The organism is Pantoea sp. (assembly GCF_032114055.1).
Lineage (GTDB): Bacteria > Pseudomonadota > Gammaproteobacteria > Enterobacterales > Enterobacteriaceae > Pantoea.
In genome coordinates this window covers 50,729-70,615 of record NZ_DAMCTB010000001.1, presented here as the reverse complement: position 1 = coordinate 70,615, position 19,887 = coordinate 50,729, and the positions used below count along the sequence as shown (strand labels likewise).

Annotated in this window: 16 protein-coding genes; 7 read left to right on the top strand and 9 right to left on the bottom strand. The window is 56.6% G+C overall.

The genetic code is table 11. The annotated features are described in order from the left end of the window. Positions 1-9: 9 nt before the first annotated feature. The gene (locus RT657_RS00320) at positions 10-1,554 is read right to left on the bottom strand and encodes a methyl-accepting chemotaxis protein (RefSeq protein ID WP_313651426.1); all 1,545 of its coding nucleotides are present in this window, start codon (positions 1,552-1,554) and stop codon (positions 10-12) included. A gap of 163 nt (positions 1,555-1,717) precedes the next feature. After that, positions 1,718-3,304, bottom strand: a complete 1,587-nt coding sequence (locus RT657_RS00315) for a PTS transporter subunit EIIC (RefSeq protein WP_313651424.1) — start codon at positions 3,302-3,304, stop codon at positions 1,718-1,720. 260 nt (positions 3,305-3,564) lie between these two features. On the opposite strand from RT657_RS00315, the gene RT657_RS00310 reads away from it, so the two are divergent. From RT657_RS00310 to pdeR, 5 genes are all read left to right on the top strand, one after another. Beyond that, positions 3,565-5,868, top strand: a complete 2,304-nt coding sequence (locus RT657_RS00310; RefSeq protein ID WP_313651422.1) for an FdhF/YdeP family oxidoreductase — start codon at positions 3,565-3,567, stop codon at positions 5,866-5,868. Between the two features lie 111 nt (positions 5,869-5,979). Further along, entirely contained in the window at positions 5,980-7,914 is a 1,935-nt protein-coding gene (locus tag RT657_RS00305; protein ID WP_313651420.1) for an exoribonuclease II, read from the top strand. Positions 7,915-8,114: 200 nt separating this feature from the next. Further along, a complete protein-coding gene (locus RT657_RS00300) occupies positions 8,115-10,184 on the top strand; it encodes a carbon starvation CstA family protein (protein WP_313651418.1) in 2,070 nt (689 codons plus the stop codon). Beyond that, positions 10,177-10,467, top strand: a complete 291-nt coding sequence (locus tag RT657_RS00295) for a CstA-like transporter-associated (seleno)protein (RefSeq protein WP_313651416.1) — start codon at positions 10,177-10,179, stop codon at positions 10,465-10,467. Before RT657_RS00300 ends, RT657_RS00295 begins: the two co-directional genes overlap by 8 nt. A gap of 159 nt (positions 10,468-10,626) precedes the next feature. Then, positions 10,627-12,612, top strand: coding sequence for a cyclic di-GMP phosphodiesterase (gene pdeR, locus RT657_RS00290; protein ID WP_313651414.1), 1,986 nt, complete (start codon positions 10,627-10,629; stop codon positions 12,610-12,612). Between the two features lie 12 nt (positions 12,613-12,624). Here the strand turns inward: pdeR and RT657_RS00285 are convergent, their stop codons facing one another. Then, a complete protein-coding gene (locus RT657_RS00285; protein ID WP_009089985.1) occupies positions 12,625-13,491 on the bottom strand; it encodes a crotonase/enoyl-CoA hydratase family protein in 867 nt (288 codons plus the stop codon). A gap of 611 nt (positions 13,492-14,102) precedes the next feature. Further along, positions 14,103-14,801, bottom strand: a complete 699-nt coding sequence (araD, locus tag RT657_RS00280) for an L-ribulose-5-phosphate 4-epimerase (protein WP_313651412.1) — start codon at positions 14,799-14,801, stop codon at positions 14,103-14,105. Positions 14,802-15,148: 347 nt separating this feature from the next. Here araD and osmB point away from each other — a divergent pair, with 347 nt between their 5' ends. Beyond that, positions 15,149-15,364, top strand: coding sequence for an osmotically-inducible lipoprotein OsmB (osmB, locus tag RT657_RS00275; RefSeq protein WP_003853848.1), 216 nt, complete (start codon positions 15,149-15,151; stop codon positions 15,362-15,364). Positions 15,365-15,441: 77 nt separating this feature from the next. On the opposite strand, the gene yciH is transcribed toward osmB, so the two are convergent. The 5 genes from yciH to pgpB form a co-directional block, all read right to left on the bottom strand. Next, positions 15,442-15,765, bottom strand: a complete 324-nt coding sequence (gene yciH, locus RT657_RS00270) for a stress response translation initiation inhibitor YciH (protein ID WP_313651410.1) — start codon at positions 15,763-15,765, stop codon at positions 15,442-15,444. Further along, the gene (gene pyrF / locus RT657_RS00265; RefSeq protein ID WP_313651408.1) at positions 15,765-16,484 is read right to left on the bottom strand and encodes an orotidine-5'-phosphate decarboxylase; all 720 of its coding nucleotides are present in this window, start codon (positions 16,482-16,484) and stop codon (positions 15,765-15,767) included. The genes yciH and pyrF overlap by 1 nt, the downstream gene beginning before the upstream one ends. A gap of 195 nt (positions 16,485-16,679) precedes the next feature. Further along, positions 16,680-17,849, bottom strand: coding sequence for a lipopolysaccharide assembly protein LapB (gene lapB / locus RT657_RS00260; RefSeq protein ID WP_313651406.1), 1,170 nt, complete (start codon positions 17,847-17,849; stop codon positions 16,680-16,682). A gap of 6 nt (positions 17,850-17,855) precedes the next feature. Beyond that, positions 17,856-18,167 (bottom strand): LapA family protein, encoded by a 312-nt coding sequence (locus RT657_RS00255; protein ID WP_313651404.1) that lies wholly within the window; start codon positions 18,165-18,167, stop codon positions 17,856-17,858. A gap of 133 nt (positions 18,168-18,300) precedes the next feature. Beyond that, complete coding sequence (gene pgpB / locus RT657_RS00250) at positions 18,301-19,059, bottom strand: phosphatidylglycerophosphatase B (RefSeq protein ID WP_313651402.1); 759 nt, start codon at positions 19,057-19,059, stop codon at positions 18,301-18,303. Positions 19,060-19,286: 227 nt separating this feature from the next. On the opposite strand from pgpB, the gene ribA reads away from it, so the two are divergent. Continuing rightward, on the top strand, positions 19,287-19,880 hold the full coding sequence (ribA, locus tag RT657_RS00245) for a GTP cyclohydrolase II (RefSeq protein WP_111140077.1): 594 nt from the start codon (positions 19,287-19,289) through the stop codon (positions 19,878-19,880). Positions 19,881-19,887 lie beyond the last annotated feature (7 nt).

Sequence of the window (19,887 nt, the reverse complement as noted above, 5' to 3'; positions counted from 1 at the left end):
ACGTGAGGGTTACTGGCCTGCCAGACGGAACGTTGCGACCGACTGAGTCAGGTACTGCACCTGCTCCTCCAGCGAGGCGGACGCGGCAGCCGACTCCTGCACCAGCGCCGAGTTCTGCTGGGTAACACTGTCCATCTCGGTCACCGCCTGCTCGATCTGACCGATGCCGCGACTCTGCTCATCCGACGCGGTCGAGATATGCTCCATCAGCTCATTCACGCGGCTGACCGAGGAGATAATTGCATTCATCGCCTCACCGGTGCGGCTGACCTGATCAGAGCCGGTGCGGATGATTGAAACCGATTCGGCAATCAGACTCTCAATCTCTTTAGCGGCCGTGGCGCTGCGCTGGGCCAGATTACGCACCTCGCCTGCGACTACCGCAAACCCGCGTCCCTGCTCGCCCGCGCGGGCTGCTTCGACGGCGGCGTTCAGCGCCAGAATGTTAGTCTGGAAAGCGATGCTGTCGATGACCGTAGTGATCTCCTCAATCTTCTTCGAGCTGGTGTTGATGAGCCCCATTGAGACCACGACTTCCTGCGACACTTTTTCGCCACTCTCTGCGTTCTTCACCGCTTCACTGGTCAGACGGCAGGCTTCGAAAACGTTTTCCGTATTCTGTTTCACCGTTGCGCCCAGTTGCTCCATGCTGGCCGCGGTTTCGGTCAGCGCCGCAGCCTGCTGCTCGGTTCGCGAGGCGAGATCGATGTTGCCTGCTGCAATTTCCTGCGAAGCGGTAGAGACTGAGCGGGTGGAATCGCGCACCTGATGAATGATGGCGGTCAGCGCGCTGCGCATCTGCTCCAGCGACCCCATCAGCAACTGAATTTCACTGCGCGAGCCAGGCTTAACCGGCACCGTGGAATCCAGTACGCCTGCCGCGATCAGCTTACAGTGCGCCTGCGCATCGTTAAGTGGCGCCAGCACATAACGTTTCATGAAGAGATAGATGGCGATGATGATGGCAAAGAACAGCACACCCGACAGTGCCTGCAGCATCACGCCGGTAGAGAAGTGGCTCTGCGCATCGCTGTTCAGTTTTCTGGCATAAGCCTCATGCTGCGCCAGCACCCGGTCCAGGATGATCTCATACTGGCGATCGAGGTGAACCACGGTGGCGATCTGGTTTTTAAAACGCAGCTGGTCGTGCGCCTCTGCCGCCTCGATTAATGGCTGCAGTCCCTGCTGGCGATACGCCTGATAAGCCTGACGATAGGCCTCTGCGTCCGCCTCTTCGCCCGGCAGACGTGGGGCATTCATGTAGGCCTGGAAGGCCGCATCCGCTTTACCGGCGACAGTGCGTACGCTGTCCAGGGTGGCGGGATTGCTGGCATCGCTGCCTTCCGTCGCTTTCATATATTCCATCAGGCGGACACGCAGCGTACGGCTGTGGTTGATCGGGTCGATCACCGAAAGCACCACGCGAATTTCTTTATTGACCGCATTCAGGGAGTGATTGCTCTGAAACAGCAACGAAGTACTGATTGCCACGCTGGCCAGAAACAGCACCAGCAGGAAAGAGAAAATAATCAGGGAGGATTTTTTTAACGACATCACAACGTTCCGAAAATGAGGAGGACAGTGTCGCTATATCGGCAGAAAAACGCGTCCCATTAGGGGCGCGCTTTTTTTAGTTACATTAAGCGTAACGGCATCGGCCGGTCAGGTCCAACAGCATGGCGCGCACAGTGTCCCCTGACGAGGCATTAAGGCCGGTTCAGGCGACCCCCAACGCACTTTTCACCTCACTGGCAATCTTCTCGACCTGCGGGCCATAGATCACCTGAACATCGTGGTCACTGACGCGGTTGATACCGTTGGCACCGGTACTCATCAGCGTCTGATCAACCACCTGATTCATCGCTTTTACCCTTACCCGCAACCGGGTAAAGCAGCAATCGACATCCTCAATGTTGGCCTGCCCGCCCAGCCCACTGATAATCACCTGGGTGCGCTCATCGGCGGCTACCTGCTGCGGTTTTTCATCCTCCGATTCGCGGCCTGGCGTCTCCACATTCATCCGCGTAATCACCAGCCGGAAGGCGTAGTAGTAAACAGGCGCATAGATTGCCCCCAGCGCCAGCGTCCACCACCAGTGCGTCTTTGCGCCGCCCAGCATGCCAAATACCACCAGATCGATGATGCCGCCCTGCACATTGCCAATCATCAGGTGCAGCATCGACATCAGCATAAATGACAGGCCGGTGAGAAACGCATGCAGCAGGTAGAGCACGGGGGAAACAAAGATAAAGCAGAACTCCAGCGGTTCCGTAATGCCGGTCGTAAACGACGTCAGCGCCCCGGCCATCACCAGCGCCCTGACCCGCGCTTTATGCTCAGGTCGCGCAGTGTGGTAGATCGCCAGCGCCGCGGCGGGCAATCCAAACATCATGACGGGGATTTTGCCCTGAGCCAGAAACTGCGTGGCGGAACGCAGCGTCTCATCAGGAATTGACCCCGGATGCGTCAACGACGCATTGAAGATGTTCAGCGCGCCGACCACCGTCTGACCATCCACGACCGCCATGCCGCCGATGGGGGTAAATCGCACAGTTTCATTCAGGATGTGATGGAGGCCAGTGGGAATCAGGATGCGCTCGAATGTGCCCAGCAGAAACGCACCATACTGGCCGCTTTTACCGATCATCTGACCGATCCAGGCGATACCGCTGCCAATAGTCGGCCAGATCAGCGCCAGCAGCACCCCGACCAGTGGCAGGCAGACCACAGTGACAATCGGCACAAACCGCCGTCCGCTAAAGAAGCTAATCGCCGTGGGCAGTTGCTGTGTGTAAAAGCGATTGTGCAGCACCACCGTCACCAGCCCGGCGATCACCCCGCCCAGCACGCTCATGTTGTAGGTAAAGATGCCCAGCATGCTGATATATTCCGCCGACATCATCATCGCTGCAGTCTGGTCCAGCCCCGCCTGCTGCAGCGCAGCCGGTGTCGTGGTAGCGGCGGTGATCCCGCTGGCCGCCAGGGTGGCGCTGATGCCGACGTTCATCACGATATAGCCAATCACGGCGGCAAAGGCGGCGGTGGGTTTTTCCGCTTTCGCCAGCCCGATAGCGGTCGCCACGGCAAAGAAGAGCGGCAGATTAGCAAACAGAGCACCGGCCACTTTACGGATAAAGCCAATAATTATCTGCGGCACCTGCATCTGGGCAAACGCCTCGCCGGTGACGGCCGGGTTCTGCATCGCCGCTGCCAGCCCCAGGAAAATCCCTGCGGCTGCGATAACGGAGATCGGCATCATTAATGCTTTGCCAAACGCATGAATCTGGCTGGTCAGCTGTTTCATTGGGTTACGCCTCGCTGGATGCAAACAGCAAGTATGCGTCCGATGTGGCGATAACTCCTGTTATCAGCAGGTTTAAAACGGGCAAATTCTGACCAGCATCACACTTTGGACGCCTGCACGATAAACGCCAGCTATCGCACCATTATGTCAATCAATTAGACAAGATTTGAGGATAGCTGCAGACTTCTTTTCACCATCAGGATATAACCTGATAACAAACATCAAACAATAATGCCAATTATAAAAAAGCCTGCACTTATATGAAATTTAAACGCCAAATTAAACCTTACCGTGCCGCTGCGGGCGGTTGGGGATCACTGGAAGCCACCACGCGTTTCGTTCTTGACAGCAAAGCGGCCCTGAAAAATATGCGCAACCTGATGCGCATGAACAAAGCGCGCGGTTTTGACTGTCCGGGCTGCGCCTGGGGCGATGACAACAAAAGTACCTTCAGCTTCTGCGAAAACGGGGCCAAAGCGGTCACCTGGGAAGCGACACGCCGCGTTGTCGACACCGACTTCTTTGCCAGACACAGCGTCACTACGCTCTATACCCAGAGTGACTACTTCCTGGAGTATCAGGGCCGTCTGACCCATCCGCTACGCTACAACGCCGAAACCGATCACTACGAGCCGATTAGCTGGGATGCGGCCTTTGCGCTGATCGCGCAGCATATCCGGGCAATGGATCATCCGGACCAGATGGAGCTTTACACCTCCGGCCGCGCCAGCAACGAAGCCTCCTGGCTCTATCAGCTGTTCGGTCGCCTGATGGGCACCAACAACTTCCCTGACTGCTCTAACATGTGCCACGAAGCCAGCGGAACCGGCCTGAAGCGCAGTATCGGCGTTGGTAAAGGCACCATTCGTCTGGATGATTTCGATCACGCCGATGCCATTTTTGTCTTCGGTCAGAACCCCGGCACCAACCATCCGCGTATGCTGCACAGCCTGCGTCATGCTGCCGACCACGGCGCGAAGATCGTCACTTTTAACACCCTGCGCGAACGCGGTCTGGAACGCTTTGCCGATCCGCAGAAGCCGCTGGAAGTCGTCACCTCCAAAGCGGGCACTATCAGCTCCGCCTACTACCAGCCTAATCTGGGCGGCGATATGGCCGCGGTGCGTGGCATGGTGAAATCGCTGCTGGAAACCCACCGTGCCCGCCTGGCGGCAGGTGAAAGCGGCCTGTTCGATCAGACCTTTATCAATGCCAAAACCAACGGCATTGAGGCCTACCTCGACGCCGTGGACAACACCAGCTGGATGCAGATTGTGGCGCAGTCCGGCCTGACCCAGGCGCAGATCCGCGAAGCTGCAGCTATCTATCAGAGCGCAGACCGGGTGATCTGCACCTGGGCGATGGGGATTACCCAGCACAAGCATTCGGTCGATACCGTGCGGGAGATTACCAACCTGCAGCTGCTGTTCGGTCAGCTGGGCAAAAAAGGCGCGGGCCTCTGCCCGGTACGCGGTCACAGTAACGTGCAGGGCAACCGCACGATGGGCATTGATGAGAAACCGGCCAAAGCCTTCCTGGATGCGCTGGGTAACCATTTCAGTTTCGAACCGCCGCGTGCGCCTGGACATAACACCGTTGAGGCGCTGAACGCCATGTTGCGTGATGAAGTCAAAGTGCTGATTGCGCTGGGCGGTAACCTGGCTGCGGCCGCGCCCGATTCACCGCGCACCGAAGAGGCGCTGTCACGCTGTGGCCTGACCGTGCATATCAGCACCAAACTGAACCGCAGCCACCTGGTGCCGGGTCACGAAGGGCTGATTCTGCCGACGCTGGGCCGTACCGAGCGCGATCGGCAGGCGACCGGCAACCAGTTCATTACGGTCGAAGATTCCTTCAGCATGGTGCACGCCTCTGAAGGGATCGGCATCCCGCTGGCGGATACCCAGCGTTCAGAGACGGCGATCGTGGCCGGTATCGCTGAAGCGGTGCTGGGCAGTGACAAGGTGAAATGGCGCGAACTGGCAGGTGATTACAACCTGATCCGCGAACATATCGCTGCCACTATTCCGGGCTTTGCTGACTTTAACGCCAAATGCGATATTCCGGGTGGCTTCTATCTGGGTAACGCGGCCGCAGAGTTACGCTTTAATACGCCAAGCCAGAAAGCGGAGTTCTGTGCCGCCTCCCTGCCGGATTCGCTCTTCCCGAATCTCGATCAGGCGGTGCCTTTCACGCTGCAGACGCTGCGCTCACACGACCAGTACAACACCACCATTTACGGCCTCGATGACCGTTATCGTGGCGTATTTGGTCAGCGTGAAGTGGTGTTTATCAACCCGGATGACATGGCCGACCTGGGCTTCACCGAAGGCCAGAATGTGGACATCGAAACGCTGTGGAACGATGGCATCACCCGTCGCGTCAGCGGCTTTAAGCTGGTTTCCTATAATATTCCGCGCGGTAACCTGGCGGCTTATTACCCGGAAACCAACCCGCTGGTGCCGCTGAACAGCTTCGGCGACGGCAGTGGCACCCCGACCTCTAAATCCGTACCGGTGAAGCTGGAACTGTCGTCGGCGCTGGCCGATCAGCGCATTGCCTGACAGCGACTTCACCCCATCCTGAAAAGCCGGCTTGTCCGGCTTTTTGCCTTGCCGCGCGGCGTCGAATCGCGTAAAACTGTCAGCCGCAATCAGGCCACGAAACGAAAAATTATGTTCCAGGATAACCCGCTGCTCGCGCAGCTGAAAGAGAAGCTCCATTCGCAAACGCCTCGTGCTGAAGGCGTTGTTAAAGGCACCGAAAAAGGTTTCGGCTTTCTGGAAGTCGACGCACAGAAGAGTTACTTCATCCCGCCACCGCAGATGAAGAAAGTGATGCATGGCGATCGCATTGTTGCGGTGATCCACAGCGATAAAGATCGCGAAAGCGCTGAGCCGGAAACCCTGGTTGAGCCGTTCCTGAGCCGCTTTGTCGGCCGGGTTCAGAAGAAAGACGATCGCCTGTCGATTGTGCCGGACCATCCCCTGCTGAAAGATGCGATCCCGTGTCGCCCGGCGCGCGATGTCAGCCATCCTTTTGAGAATGGTGACTGGGCCGTGGCGGAGATGCGTCGTCACCCGCTGAAAGGCGATCGCGGCTTTTACGCCGAAATTACCGATTTTATTGTCAAAGCCGATGACCACCTGGCGCCGTGGTGGGTGACGCTGTCGCGTCACAACCTGGAGCGTGAAGCGCCCGATGTCAGCTTTGGTGAGATGCTGGATGAAAATCTGACGCGTGAAGATCTCACGGCGCTCAGCTTCGTGACTATCGACAGCGCCAGCACGCAGGATATGGACGATGCGCTGTTTGCAGAGGCGCAGGCGGATGGCTCCCTGCGTCTGACCATCGCTATCGCCGATCCTACCGCCTGGGTGGCCGAAGGCAGCCAGCTCGATAAGGTCGCTGCTCAGCGTGCGTTCACCAACTATTTGCCAGGCTTCAATATCCCGATGCTGCCGCGCGAGCTCTCTGATGATGTCTGCTCGCTGCGTCCTGACGTCCGCCGTCCGGCCCTGGCCTGCCGTGTGACCGTGGCAGCGGATGGTTCACTGGGCGATGACGTAACGTTTTTTGCCGCCTGGATTGAATCCAAAGCGAAGCTGGCTTACGACGATGTCTCTGACTGGTTGGAAAACAGCGGCAGCTGGCAGCCGGAAAGCGAGGCGATTGCAGAGCAGATTCGTCTGCTGCATCGTCTCTGTCTGGCGCGCAGCGAATGGCGTCAGACGCATGCGCTGGTGTTTAAAGATCGTCCTGATTATCGCTTCCTGCTGGGTGAACAAGGTGAAGTGCTGGAGATTGTGGCTGAACCGCGCCGCATCGCGAACCGCATCGTTGAAGAGTCGATGATTCTGGCGAACATCTGCGCGGCGCAGGTCCTGCGCGATCGCCTCGGCTTCGGAATTTACAACGTCCATGCCGGTTTCGACATCACCAATGCTGAACAGGCGGCTGCCGTTCTGGCCAGCCACGGCGTGACGGCAGATGCGCAGGCGATCACCACGCTGGAAGGGTTCCGCGTGCTGCGTCGTGAACTTGACGCCCTGCCAACCCCGTTCCTGGACAGCCGCATTCGCCGTTTTCAGACTTTTGCAGAGATCAGCACCGAGCCAGGCCCGCACTTCGGGCTGGGCCTGGAGGCGTACGCCACCTGGACCTCCCCGATTCGTAAATTTGGTGACATGGTCAACCATCGTCTGCTGAAAGCGATTATCCGTGGCGAGCAGGCCACCCGCCCGGATCAGGCCGTCACAGTCACGATGAGTGAGCGCCGCCGCCTGAACCGGATGGCAGAACGCGATGTAGGTGACTGGCTCTATGCCCGTTATCTGGCGCCTTTCGCGGCCACCGATCGTCGCTTCAGCGCCGAGATTATCGATGTGTCGCGCGGCGGTATGCGCGTTCGCCTGCTGGAAAATGGTGCGGTCGCCTTTATTCCGGCCCCGTTCATTCACGCGGTACGTGATGAGCTGGTCTGCAGCCAGGAAAACGGCAGCGTCCAGATCAAGGGTGAAGTGGTTTACCGTGTGACTGACGTGATTGATGTCACCATCGCTGAAGTCCGCATGGAAACCCGCAGCGTCGTGGCGCGTCCTGCCGTCTGACCGTCAGTCACTGCCCCAGCTTCGGGCGGGATAGCGCTGGTTATCCCGCCCTTCTCCCCGCCTGCCGGCCTGGCAAAAAAGTTAAATTTGTACCCCGCTTCACACTTCTCCACTGATTAACTTTCACTTACATTCCATTACATTAAGTTTAGCTCGTTGTTTTCGATCGCTTCCCTCTCGGTCCTCACAAGGAGTTAGTCATGAAAAACGTCAAAACCAGTGTGATCTGGTTAGTGGTGGCGTTAATCGGCGCGGGCGCTTTCGCCATGCTGGCCCTCAGCCGCGGCGAACACGTCAACGCAGTCTGGCTGGTGATAGCCGCTGTCGCCTGTTACAGCATCGCTTATCGCTTCTACAGCCTGTTTATCGCCCGCAATATCTTCGAACTTGACGATCGCCGGATGACACCCGCCGAGCGACTGAGCGATGGACTTGATTATGTCCCGACGAATAAGTGGGTGCTGTTTGGCCACCACTTTGCCGCGATAGCCGGAGCCGGGCCGCTGGTCGGTCCGATCCTGGCGGCGCAGATGGGCTTCCTGCCCGGCACTATCTGGATTCTGGTCGGCGTTATGCTGGCGGGTGCGGTGCAGGATTTCCTGATCCTGTTTATCTCTACCCGTCGCGATGGCCGATCGCTGGGCGAAATGGCCCGGCAGGAGCTGGGTCCGTTTGCCGGTGTGGTGACCATGCTGGGTGCGCTGGGCGTGATGATCATTATTCTGTCGGCGCTGGCGCTGGTGGTGGTGAAAGCACTGGCGAACAGCCCGTGGGGGCTCTTTACCATTGCGGCCACTATTCCTATCGCGCTGTTTATGGGCGTCTACATGCGCTTTATCCGCCCGGGTAAGATCGCAGAAGTCTCGCTGATTGGTTTTGTGCTGATGATGGCGGCGATTATCTATGGCGGCGACGTCGCACAGCATCCTTACTGGGGCCCCTTCTTTACCCTGAAAGGGACCTCGCTGACCTGGGTACTGGTCATCTATGGTTTTGTCGCCTCAGTACTGCCGGTCTGGTTGTTACTGGCTCCGCGTGATTATCTGTCGACTTTTCTGAAAATTGGCGTGATCGCCGGTCTGGCCATGGGAATCGTCTTTGCCCTGCCAGAGCTGAAGATGCCAGCCGTTACCCGCTTTATCGACGGCACCGGCCCGGTCTTTGCTGGCGCGATGTTCCCGTTCCTGTTTATCACTATTGCCTGCGGCGCGATTTCCGGCTTCCATGCGCTGGTTTCCAGCGGCACGACGCCAAAACTGGTCGAGCGTGAGAGCCATATCCGCTTTATTGGCTATGGTGCCATGCTGATGGAGTCCTTTGTGGCGATCATGGCGCTGATTTGTGCCTCAGTGCTCGATCCGGGCATCTACTTTGCCATGAACTCCCCGGCCGCGCTGATTGGTACCACCGTGGAAAGCGCCTCTCAGGTGATCAACGGCTGGGGTTTTGTTGTGACACCGGAGATGCTGAGTGGCATTGCACGCGATGTGGGCGAAGGTTCGATTCTGTCCCGTGCTGGCGGCGCCCCGACCTTTGCGGTCGGTATGGCCCATATCATCACCGAAATCTTTAACAGCCGCGCGATGATGGCGTTCTGGTATCACTTCGCTATTCTGTTCGAAGCGCTGTTTATCCTGACCGCAGTGGATGCCGGCACCCGCGCCTGCCGCTTTATGGTGCAGGACCTGGTGGGAACGGTTGTGCCCTCTCTGGCAAACAACCGCTCCTGGCTGGGCAATATGGCGGGCACCACGGTTGCTGTTGCAGGCTGGGGATTCTTTGTCTATCAGGGCGTCGTCGATCCGCTGGGCGGCATTAACACCCTGTGGCCACTGTTTGGTATCGGCAATCAGATGCTCGCCTCGATGGCACTGATTCTGGGTACGGTGGTGCTGTTCAAAATGAAGAAGCAGCGTTACGCCTGGGTCACTATTCTGCCGACGGTCTGGCTGTTTATCACCTCGATGACGGCGGGCTGGCAGAAAATTTTCCATGAAAAACCAGCTATCGGTTTCCTGGCGCAGGCCGCAAAGTTCCGCAAAGGGCTGGATGAAGGCGTTATTATTGCGCCTGCAAAAAGCGTGGCGGATATGCAGACCATCGTGTTCAGCAATCAGATCAACGCCGCACTGTGCGCCTTCTTTATGCTGGTCGCGGTTACGATGCTGATTTCTGCCTTTTTTGTCATCCGTCGCGCACTGCGCAGCGACAGGCCAACCGTTCAGGAGTCCTCAGTGACGCTGCGTAACAAGGAGGTGCGTCATGTCTGATGCAATTTATCAGGTCCGCCGGCCGAAAGGAGAATGGCAGATTGTCCGCTGCCATCCTGCTGCGACGCCAGCATCCCGCGCCTTTAGCTGGCGGGGGCTGTGGCGCGGCCTGCAACAGTGCTTTCGCTTAATGGTCGGGGTGCAGGATTATCAAAAATATCTGCAGTATATGCGCCTGCACCATCCCGATCAGCCCCCGATGAGCGAGCGCGAGTTTCACCGATATTGTCTGGATGCACGCTTCCCCAGCCAGGCGGGTAAACTGGGTAAATGTCCCTGCTGAATGTGCGTAAACGCCCCGCTTCGGCGGGGCTTTTTTGTGCCATTTTTATCTGGACAGGAAAATATATTTCGTTTGCATCTTGTGCTGGCGTGAGATGATGAATACTGTTGCTAAAATAATGAGATAACGTATGCAGAGCACTTCCCGGAGGAAGTTTCCATGACCGATGAACAAGGGCAAACGTTGTTGTACACCCTGTTTGGTACAACCAGCCCTCATTGGCGTCTGACCGCGGACAGCGATGCGTTGCATTTTGCCGAAGATGAGTCATCACAAACTAATATCGCTCTGCCGCTGACACCCGGCCAGGCGGCTATGATCCGGGCCATGCCGGTCATTACCTCAAGCATCAATCTGACCATGACGCTGCAGGGCATTGATGTGCCTATGCATTTTGTCGGACGTAAAGTGAATCAGTCCTCCTGGGCAGGCACTGCCTCCGCCTGGGGCGACACCTCTGCAGTGGCCCGCGACCTGACCCTGGGACTCTCTTTCGCTGAACAGGTGGTTTCTGAAGCCAACTCGGTGATTGTTATCCTGGACCAGCGCGGCAATATTCAGCGATTCAACCGGCTGAGTGAAGAATACACCGGCCTGAATGAGCATGAGGTGATCGGTCGTAACGTTTTTCAGCTCTTTATGACGAAACAGGAAGCCTCGCAGTCGCGGCGAAATATCGCGGGTTTCTTCCGCGACGGCAACTCTTATGAAGTTGAACGCTGGGTCAAAACCAAAAAGGGGCAGCGACTGTTTCTGTTTCGTAATAAGTTCGTTCACAGCGGCAGCGGCAAAAATGAAATTTTCCTCATCTGTTCGGGGACAGACATCACTGAAGAGCGACGTGCTCAGGAGCGGTTACGGGTGCTGGCCAACACCGATACGGTGACCGGCCTGCCGAATCGCAACGCCATTCATCAGCAGATTAGCCTGGCGCTGGAGCGGTCAGAGAGCGATGAAACCGGTGTGGTCTACCTCGATCTCGACAATTTTAAAAAAGTGAATGACGCCTACGGCCACATGTTTGGCGATCAGCTACTGCAGGCGGTCTCCCTGGCTATTCTGAGTTGCCTGGGCAAAGACCAGACGCTGGGACGACTAGGTGGCGATGAGTTTGTGGTGCTGGCGGAACACACCAGCCAGGCGGCGCTGGAGGCGATGTCCTCCCGCATCCTTGAGCGGTTGCGCCAGCCTTTCCGTATTGGTCTCATCGAAGTCTATAGCGGCTGCTCCATTGGCATCGCCTACGCGCCGCTGCATGGTGAAGATCGGGAGAGCCTGATTCGCAATGCGGATACCGCCATGTACCACGCCAAAGAGAACGGGCGCGGCAAATTCTGCGTTTTTGCCGCGGAGATGAATCAGCGGGTTTTTGAGTACCTGTGGCTGGATACCAACCTGCGTAAGGCGCTGGAGCTCGATCACCTGCTGGTGCATTATCAGCCTAAAGTAGACAACGATGGCGAGGTGCGCAGCGCCGAGGCACTGGTACGCTGGAACTCACCTGAGCGCGGCATGGTGTCGCCAGCTGATTTTATCCCCTATGCTGAAGAGTCAGGGCTGATTGTGCCACTGGGACGCTGGGTTATGCTCAATGTGCTGAAGCAGATTATCGCCTGGCGTCAGCAGGGTATTTCTCTGCGCGTCGCCGTCAACGTTTCGGCTCGCCAGCTGATCGACCAGAGCATTTACACCGACCTGAAGCAGGCGCTGCAGGAGGCCAGCCTGACTGAATGCCCTATTGATATCGAGCTGACCGAGAGCTGCCTGATTGAAAATGAGACCGAAGCACTGAAGCTGATGAAGCAGTTTCAGGAGCTGGGCGCTCAGGTTCATCTGGATGACTTCGGCACCGGCTACTCTTCGCTGTCTCAGCTGGCGCGAGTGCCGATCAATGCCATCAAGCTCGATCAAAGTTTCATTCGCGATATCAATAAGCAGCCGGTTTCGCAATCGCTGGTCCGTGCCATCGTCGCCGTCGCCAAGGCGCTCGATTTGCAGGTCATTGCGGAAGGCATTGAAACGCCGGATGAAGAAGCCTTTGTCCTTAAAAGTGGAGTGGATGGGCGTCAGGGTTACTACTACGCAAAACCAATGCCCGCGGAACAGTTTGGGCATTGGCTGGCTAAGCATCCTGCCCGCGTTTAACGCTACTCCTGATTAGCCCGCTTTACGCAGTGATGCGCTGTGGCGGTTCTGCAGCTGGACCAGGCGTTCCATATAGGCAATATCTTTGGGTTCGAGGGTAAACGCATAATCGACCCAGTCTTCCGTGATATCCATCAGCTCGGCGCGTGAGAGTTGCAGCACGCGCTGACGCGCTTTCAGCATCGCCCGGACGCCATTGAGTTTAGGCCGTAAGGTATCGATAAAGGTGCGCGTGGCACGGTAGCTGTCACCCGGCTGGAAGACTTTATCCACCAGACCGCGCGTCTCATACCACTCTGCACTGTGCGACTCCCCTTCACAGATCAACTCTTCTGCCAGCTTCATGCCGGAACGGCGCGCCACCAAAGAGTAACCGCCCATGCCCGGAAAGAGGTTGAACGCGATTTCCGGGAACCCCATACGGGCGTTGTTCTGCGCCAGAATGAAGTGGTGCGCCAGCGCCGCCTCAAATCCACCGCCTAACGCACTGCCTTCGATCATCGCCAGCGTCACGGCACCGGTATCAAAACCCCGGGCTGCTGAGTGAATGCAGTCCACACAGGCACGTGCATAAGCCCGCAGTGCTTCTCGCCGGTTGTTGCGGATGCACTCCACGAAGAAACGCAGATCGCCGCCCGCATTGAACATCTGCGGCACCAGCGAACCGGTCACCCAGAAGTCGATCGGCAGACCGGAACGCTGTGCGGCATAGCTCAGGTTCATGATCTCCTCAATCAGCTCATGGTTGAAGCTCGGACGAGGCTGCGCACGTAACATCATCCACATGGTACGCCGCCCCTCTTCGTAATAGGCAACTAACTGCGTGGTGTTGCCGGCTTCAGTAAATAATCTGCAGGTTGGTTGGTTAATCACTGTCATTGTCTCATCCTCTGTTTATATTTGATGCGTTAAATACGCGACATCAGCGTAATGCAGAGTGAGGCCAGACCAAATGAGAGATTGATTTACAACACAAAATCCAGAGTGATCCCTGACTCTCCTTTTCCGGATTGATTAGACAGATTACTGAGTGAGAATATTTGTCAGGAGGACAACATGCAGAGGCTTAACACCTTTTAATTTTTGCCAGACAGGTATCTGATCGGCGAAATCGGGTTCCCTTCGCGCTCCCTGACCCGCCTTCCAGGACAGATGAGATACAGGCGCAGCGCAGCGGCTCAAGATTCCCTAATACAATACCGGCGCTAGCAGACAGAAATACCCGGCAAAACAGGAGCGGCCCGAATACGCCATGCCGTTACCCTTCCGGGATAACCGTGATTGTAGATGGCACGAAAATCAGCGAAATTCGTCGATTAATTGACCGCTGGCTATTCTCTCATCAGCACTCAGTGGTCGTAAGCGGCAGGTTTCTGATGATGCCGCCCGGTGAAATGGACGGAAGAAGGAATAGGGCTCAACGGCGATAACCCTGGATCGGACAGACGGGAGCGTGCTCAAAAAAACGGGACGCCGTGGCGTCCCGCTGACTACTTCTGCCCATACCAGGCGTTCTCGCCATGTTTTCGCAGGTAGTGCAGGTCAAGCAGGGGTTGCTGAATCGGCGGCAGATTCGCGGTCAGCTGCTGGCTGAACAGCCCCATATAGGCGACCTCCTCCAGCACCACAGCACTATGTACCGCGGCGTGAGCATCTTTGCCCCAGGCAAAGGGACCGTGCGAATTGACCAGCACCGCCGGGATCGCCGAGGGGGATAGCCCACGCTGCGCGAACGTTTCGATAATCACTTCACCGGTGTTCCACTCATATTCCTGCTGAATTTCCTCACTGCGCATTGACCGGGTGCAGGGGATCTCACCATAAAAGTCATCGGCATGCGTGGTGCCCCAGGCCGGAATCGGTCTTCCCGCCTGCGCCCAGATGGTGGCATGCCGCGAATGGGTGTGCACAATGCCACCCACTTCTGGCCAGGCAAGGTAAAGGGCGCGATGCGTCGCGGTGTCCGAAGAAGGACGTTTTTCCCCTTCCACGATTTCTCCCGTCGCCAGATCGACCACAACCATGTCGTCGCGCTTCATCACTTCATAGTGCACCCCGGAAGGTTTAATTACCAGCAGTCCCTGTTCACGGTCCACGGCGCTGACGTTGCCCCAGGTGAACGTCACCAGGTTATATTTAGGTAGGTCCAGATTCGCTTCCAGAACCTGTTGTTTGAGCTGCTCCAGCATGTCTTTTCTCCTGCTGACAATCGTTACTGAATTTTGCGGAGTCAGCACGGAAAAGGTTATGGAGCAAATGGCTATAAAAGCAGAAAGATTGGCTGTGAATGCAAAAATGCGCTCTGCTTTCAGACTTTTCTATCTTCGGAATTTCCGCAGAATGCTTAGAATCCTCTCAGACAATACGTGGACCTGTCGGGCCACGATTGTGACTCACCCGCTACAAACGGTTTGTCCATGGTAACGCCATTTCGATGCCATCACGGATGCGGCAATGATGGGTTACGGGCGGGCTGAGGAAATATCGGAGCTATACTATGAGTGTTGCCTCTGTGAGCACATCAAAGGAGAAGTGTATGACAACAACAATGAAACGAATCACTGCCGTTGTACTGGCGACCACGTTAGCTGTTGCCCTGAGCGGCTGTTCTAACTGGTCCAAGCGTGACCGTAATACCGCGATTGGCGCGGGCGCGGGCGCGATTGGGGGTTCAGTCCTGACCAATGGTAGTGCACTTGGGACCGTCGGTGGTGCCGCTGTAGGTGGTATTATCGGTCATCAGGTCCACTAAGGACCTTATTAAAACAATAATTGGCTACGCTGGCATCTGCATCACAATCGGGCTACTTCGGTAGCCCGATTTCTTATTCAGCCTCCCGCCAGTTTCACCTTCATGCCTTTGGCTTCCAGCAGGCTTTTAAGCAGATCGCGCTTGTCGCCCTGAATCTCAATTACGCCCTCTTTCACCGACCCGCCGCAGCCACACTTTTTCTTAAGTTCGGCCGCCAGTAACGTCAGTGCAGCATCATCCAGGTCGATACCCGTAATCAGGCAGACCCCTTTGCCCTTGCGTCCGCTGGTCTGACGCTGGATACGAACAATACCGTCCCCTTTTGGCCGCGCCGCTTTGGACTCAGGCTGGGTGATGCGCCCGCTGTCGGTGGAGTAAACCAGTGGATTATCATTCGCCATTACGCTGTCTCCAGACTGTGAAGGATAGCCTGCAGGGCGGCGGCAGGATCGGCGGATTGGGTGATCGGACGCCCGATCACCATATAGTCCACGCCCGCCTGCTTCGCCTGCTGCGGTGTCATGATACGACGTTGATCGCCGGCATCGCTGCCCGTCGGACGAATACCCGGCGTGACCAGCGCAAAGTCCTGGCCCATCACCTGTTTAAAACGGACCGCCTCGTGCGCCGAACAGACCACGCCATCCAGCCCGCACGAGTGCGTCAGCTTCGCCAGTCGTTCTGCCTGTTCAGCTGGTGAGAGCGTGATGCCCAGTCCCCTGAGATCCTCGGCATCCATACTGGTCAGTACGGTGACGGCAATCAGCAGCGGTGCATCTTTGCCAAAAGGCTGAAGCGCCTCACGCGCCGCACTCATCATGCGCGCGCCGCCGCTGGCATGGACGTTGACCATCCAGACGCCGAGGTCAGCTGCCGCCGCAACAGCCTTTGCGGTGGTGTTGGGAATATCGTGGAATTTAAGATCAAGGAACAATTCAAAACCGCGCTGCTGCAGGGTCCTGACCAGCGTCGGACCAAACAGCGTAAACATCTCTTTACCTACTTTAAGGCGGCAACTGCGGGGATCGATCTGATCGACGAAACGCAACGCGCTGTCGAGATCATGATAATCCAGCGCGACCAGAATCGGCGAAGCGGTCACATGATGGGGTGAAGGCATGGCATTTCCTCTTCAGCAGGCACCCGCAGGCGCAATAGACAAACGGCAAGCATTCTACCTGCGGTGTCTGACCATCACAATCGCCATTGGCCCCTGCCTGACAAAACGCGCACTGCTGCTGGTGTTGGCAGGCTTTATTAATTGATAGTATGTTGTAACTAAATACCAGCAAAAAAACAGTCCGCTGCGGCCAGCTCACTGACCGTCGAGACCGCGGATAGGTTTGACCGAAGACCAGGTTCGGCAGGAGGGACAGTGCCAGTAAAGCGCATGAGCGGTAAAGCCACATTTCTGGCAGCGATAGCGGGGTTTGGTGCGAATCTGTTCGCCCACCATGTCGCGTAACACCATCAGACTCTCTTTCGCCCGGCCATCTTCCGCGTCATGCAGGTTAAGATCCATCAGCCGATGGAAGACCCGCATGGTCGGATGCCGCTCAAGCTGACGGCTGATGTAATTCTGCGCAGCTTCAGATCCCTGCTGCTGCTCCATGATGTCAGAGAGATAAAGCTCGGCGGCAGCCCCCGTATTCTCTTCCACGCAGCGCTGAAGAAAATCGGCCCAGGCATCAGGCTGATTCAGCCGCTGAAAGCAGGTTTCAAGCATCGCCAGCGTCTCACTGACCAGCTCTTTATCCTGATCCAGCACCCGTTGCAGGTGCCCTACTGCTCTGGCGTAATCCTCTTTTTCCATCAGGATACGGCCCATCATAATGGAGATACGGGCACTGTTGCGATCGGCCGTCTCCCCTTTCTTCAGCAGGCTCATTGCCCGATCCAGATCGTCACTGCTCATCGCCTGTAACGCCAGTTCGCAATAGAAATGGGCGATTTCGCCCTTCTGTTTCTCTTTGCCCAGCTTAACCAGCCGCTCGGCGACCTCGATCGCCTGCTGCCAGTCACTGGTTGCCTGATGGATTAACAGCAGCTGCTGCAGGGCGCTCACCCGGAAGTCTGTTTCATCTGTGAGCTGCTTGAACATGTCCTCTGCGCGGTCGTAGAGTCCGGCGGCCATATAGTCGCGCCCCAGCTGCTGCACTGCGAGCAGACGCTGTTCATAGCTTAGCGATGCACTTTCCATTAACGCCTGATGGATGCGAATGGCGCGGTCCACTTCTCCGCGCGAACGGAACAGATTTCCCAGCGTCAGGTGTGCTTCTACCGTGCCGCTGTCCTCTTTAAGCATATCGAGGAAGAGATCGACCGCTTTGTCCTGCTGATTAGAGAGCAGAAAGTTAACACCCGCGACATATTCCCGTGACAGTCGGTTGGCTTCCTGCTGCTTATCCTGATGGGCGCTGCGGCGGCCCATGTACCAGCCATACGCAGCCGCAACCGGCAGTAACAGAAACAGCAATTCATGCATCAGAGATTATTCCCGGCCAGCCGGAACCGCTGGCGGAGCGGCCAGGGCAGTGTTGCTCTGCTCAATTTGGGTTTGCATACGCTTGATTTTGCGATTGGCATTGGCCAGCGAAACGCGGGTGCGTAACCAGAACAGCCCGCAGATAATCCAGCCCAGCACGAAACCTGCGCCAAACAGCGATGCCAGTAAGGTCGATACGCTGAACTCACCCTGCGCCAGCAGATAGTTAAAAGTAATGACCTGATCGTTATGCGCGCCTAATGTGACGGAAATGATAAAAATGACCAGTACCACTAAAAAAATCAGCAAATATTTCACAGTGCATCCTGTTGTGAGGTTGTCGAATAAATTATGCCAAAACGCCGGCAAAAATGCTGCTCCCAGCAGCATCGGGTGCGTCGCTTTTACGCAGACCCGGTTAATAATATGGGGTCTTTGGCGGGAAATACAATCAGGGCTCCCGCTGAGCAACCTCTTTTTGTTCCTCAGGCGGCAGCGTCAGCGGGCCGCAGAAACGCTGTGCCAGCCAGGTGGCCAGCGTCACCAGAAGCCATGAAAGCAGGGTTGCCATCGCCAGATCCCGGGGCCAGTGCATACCGAGCAGCAGACGGCTGGCCATCACGCCCGTAGCCCAGATAAAGATTATGATTACACTCTTATAGTGACGGCGCGGCCAGAGCAGTCCCAGCGCCAGCAGCGCCCAGCTGGCGGCAAACATGGTATGGCCCGACGGAAAGGCAAAGCCGGTTTCAAACGCCCAGTGCCGTTTCAGCCATCCCGGGATCTGTGTCTCATCGGCGATCAGCGAGGTAACCATTTCACCACGCTGTTTGCGTTTCAGCTCATAGAATGTCTTCTCATCCAGACCATGATGCTGTTCAAGCCAGATGACGTAGGGACGGGGCTCCTGGATCTGCTCTTTAATAAAGGATTTGGTGTACTGCCCGGCCAGAATGGTCGCATTCATGATAATCAGCAGCAGAATAGCGGGCTTGAGACGAAAACGCAGGCACCAGAGCATCCAGGCGCTGAGCAGCACGCTGGTAATAATCCCCCAGGGACTGGTGACGGTTTCCGTCATCCAGAACAGGCTTTTAAGCAGCAGATTGCTTTCGCCCGGCTGCCAGCGCCAGCCGGTGAGCCAGACAGAAACCGGCATGATAAGCAACAGCAGCATACCCAGTGTCGTACGACGCGAAATCTTAAACATCCTTTTCCCTTATACTGGTGTAATAGGAGAATAACTGCATAACTTTAGCTTAAAAAAGAATAACATACCCGTTACCGATTAGATAATCGTGCTTTATCGCTGCAATTGATGTCAGAGAGTACCAGCCCGCTTACGGGTTGTGGCACAATATTGCACGTTTGTCAGGCCACACTGGCCTGTGCGCTATCATGATGATAGTGCATCCTCTGAAGGTTCTGGAGAGTCACATGCAGCTTAAACGGGTGGCAGAAGCCAAACTGCCCACGCCATGGGGAGATTTCCTGATGGTAGGTTTTGAAGAATTGGCAACCGGACATGACCACGTTGCACTGGTCTTTGGCGATATTAATGACAATGAGCCGGTCCTGGCGCGCGTTCACTCCGAATGCCTGACCGGCGATGCGCTCTTCAGCCTGCGTTGCGACTGTGGTTTTCAGCTTGAAGCCGCCCTCAATGCCATCGCTGAAGAGGGTCGCGGCGTGCTGCTCTATCACCGTCAGGAAGGCCGCAACATTGGCCTGCTGAATAAGATCCGCGCCTATGCGCTGCAGGATAAAGGGTATGACACGGTCGAAGCGAACCACCAGCTCGGCTTTGCCGCCGATGAACGCGACTTCACCCTGTGCGCAGATATGTTCAAACTGCTGGGCGTCAACGAAGTGCGCCTGCTGACCAACAACCCACGCAAGGTGGAGATCCTGAGCGAAGCCGGGATTAACATCGTAGAGCGGGTACCCCTGGTAGTGGGACGTAACCCCAAGAATGCGCACTACCTGGATACCAAGGCGAGCAAGATGGGGCATCTGCTGCCGAAGTCATAAAGAAGAA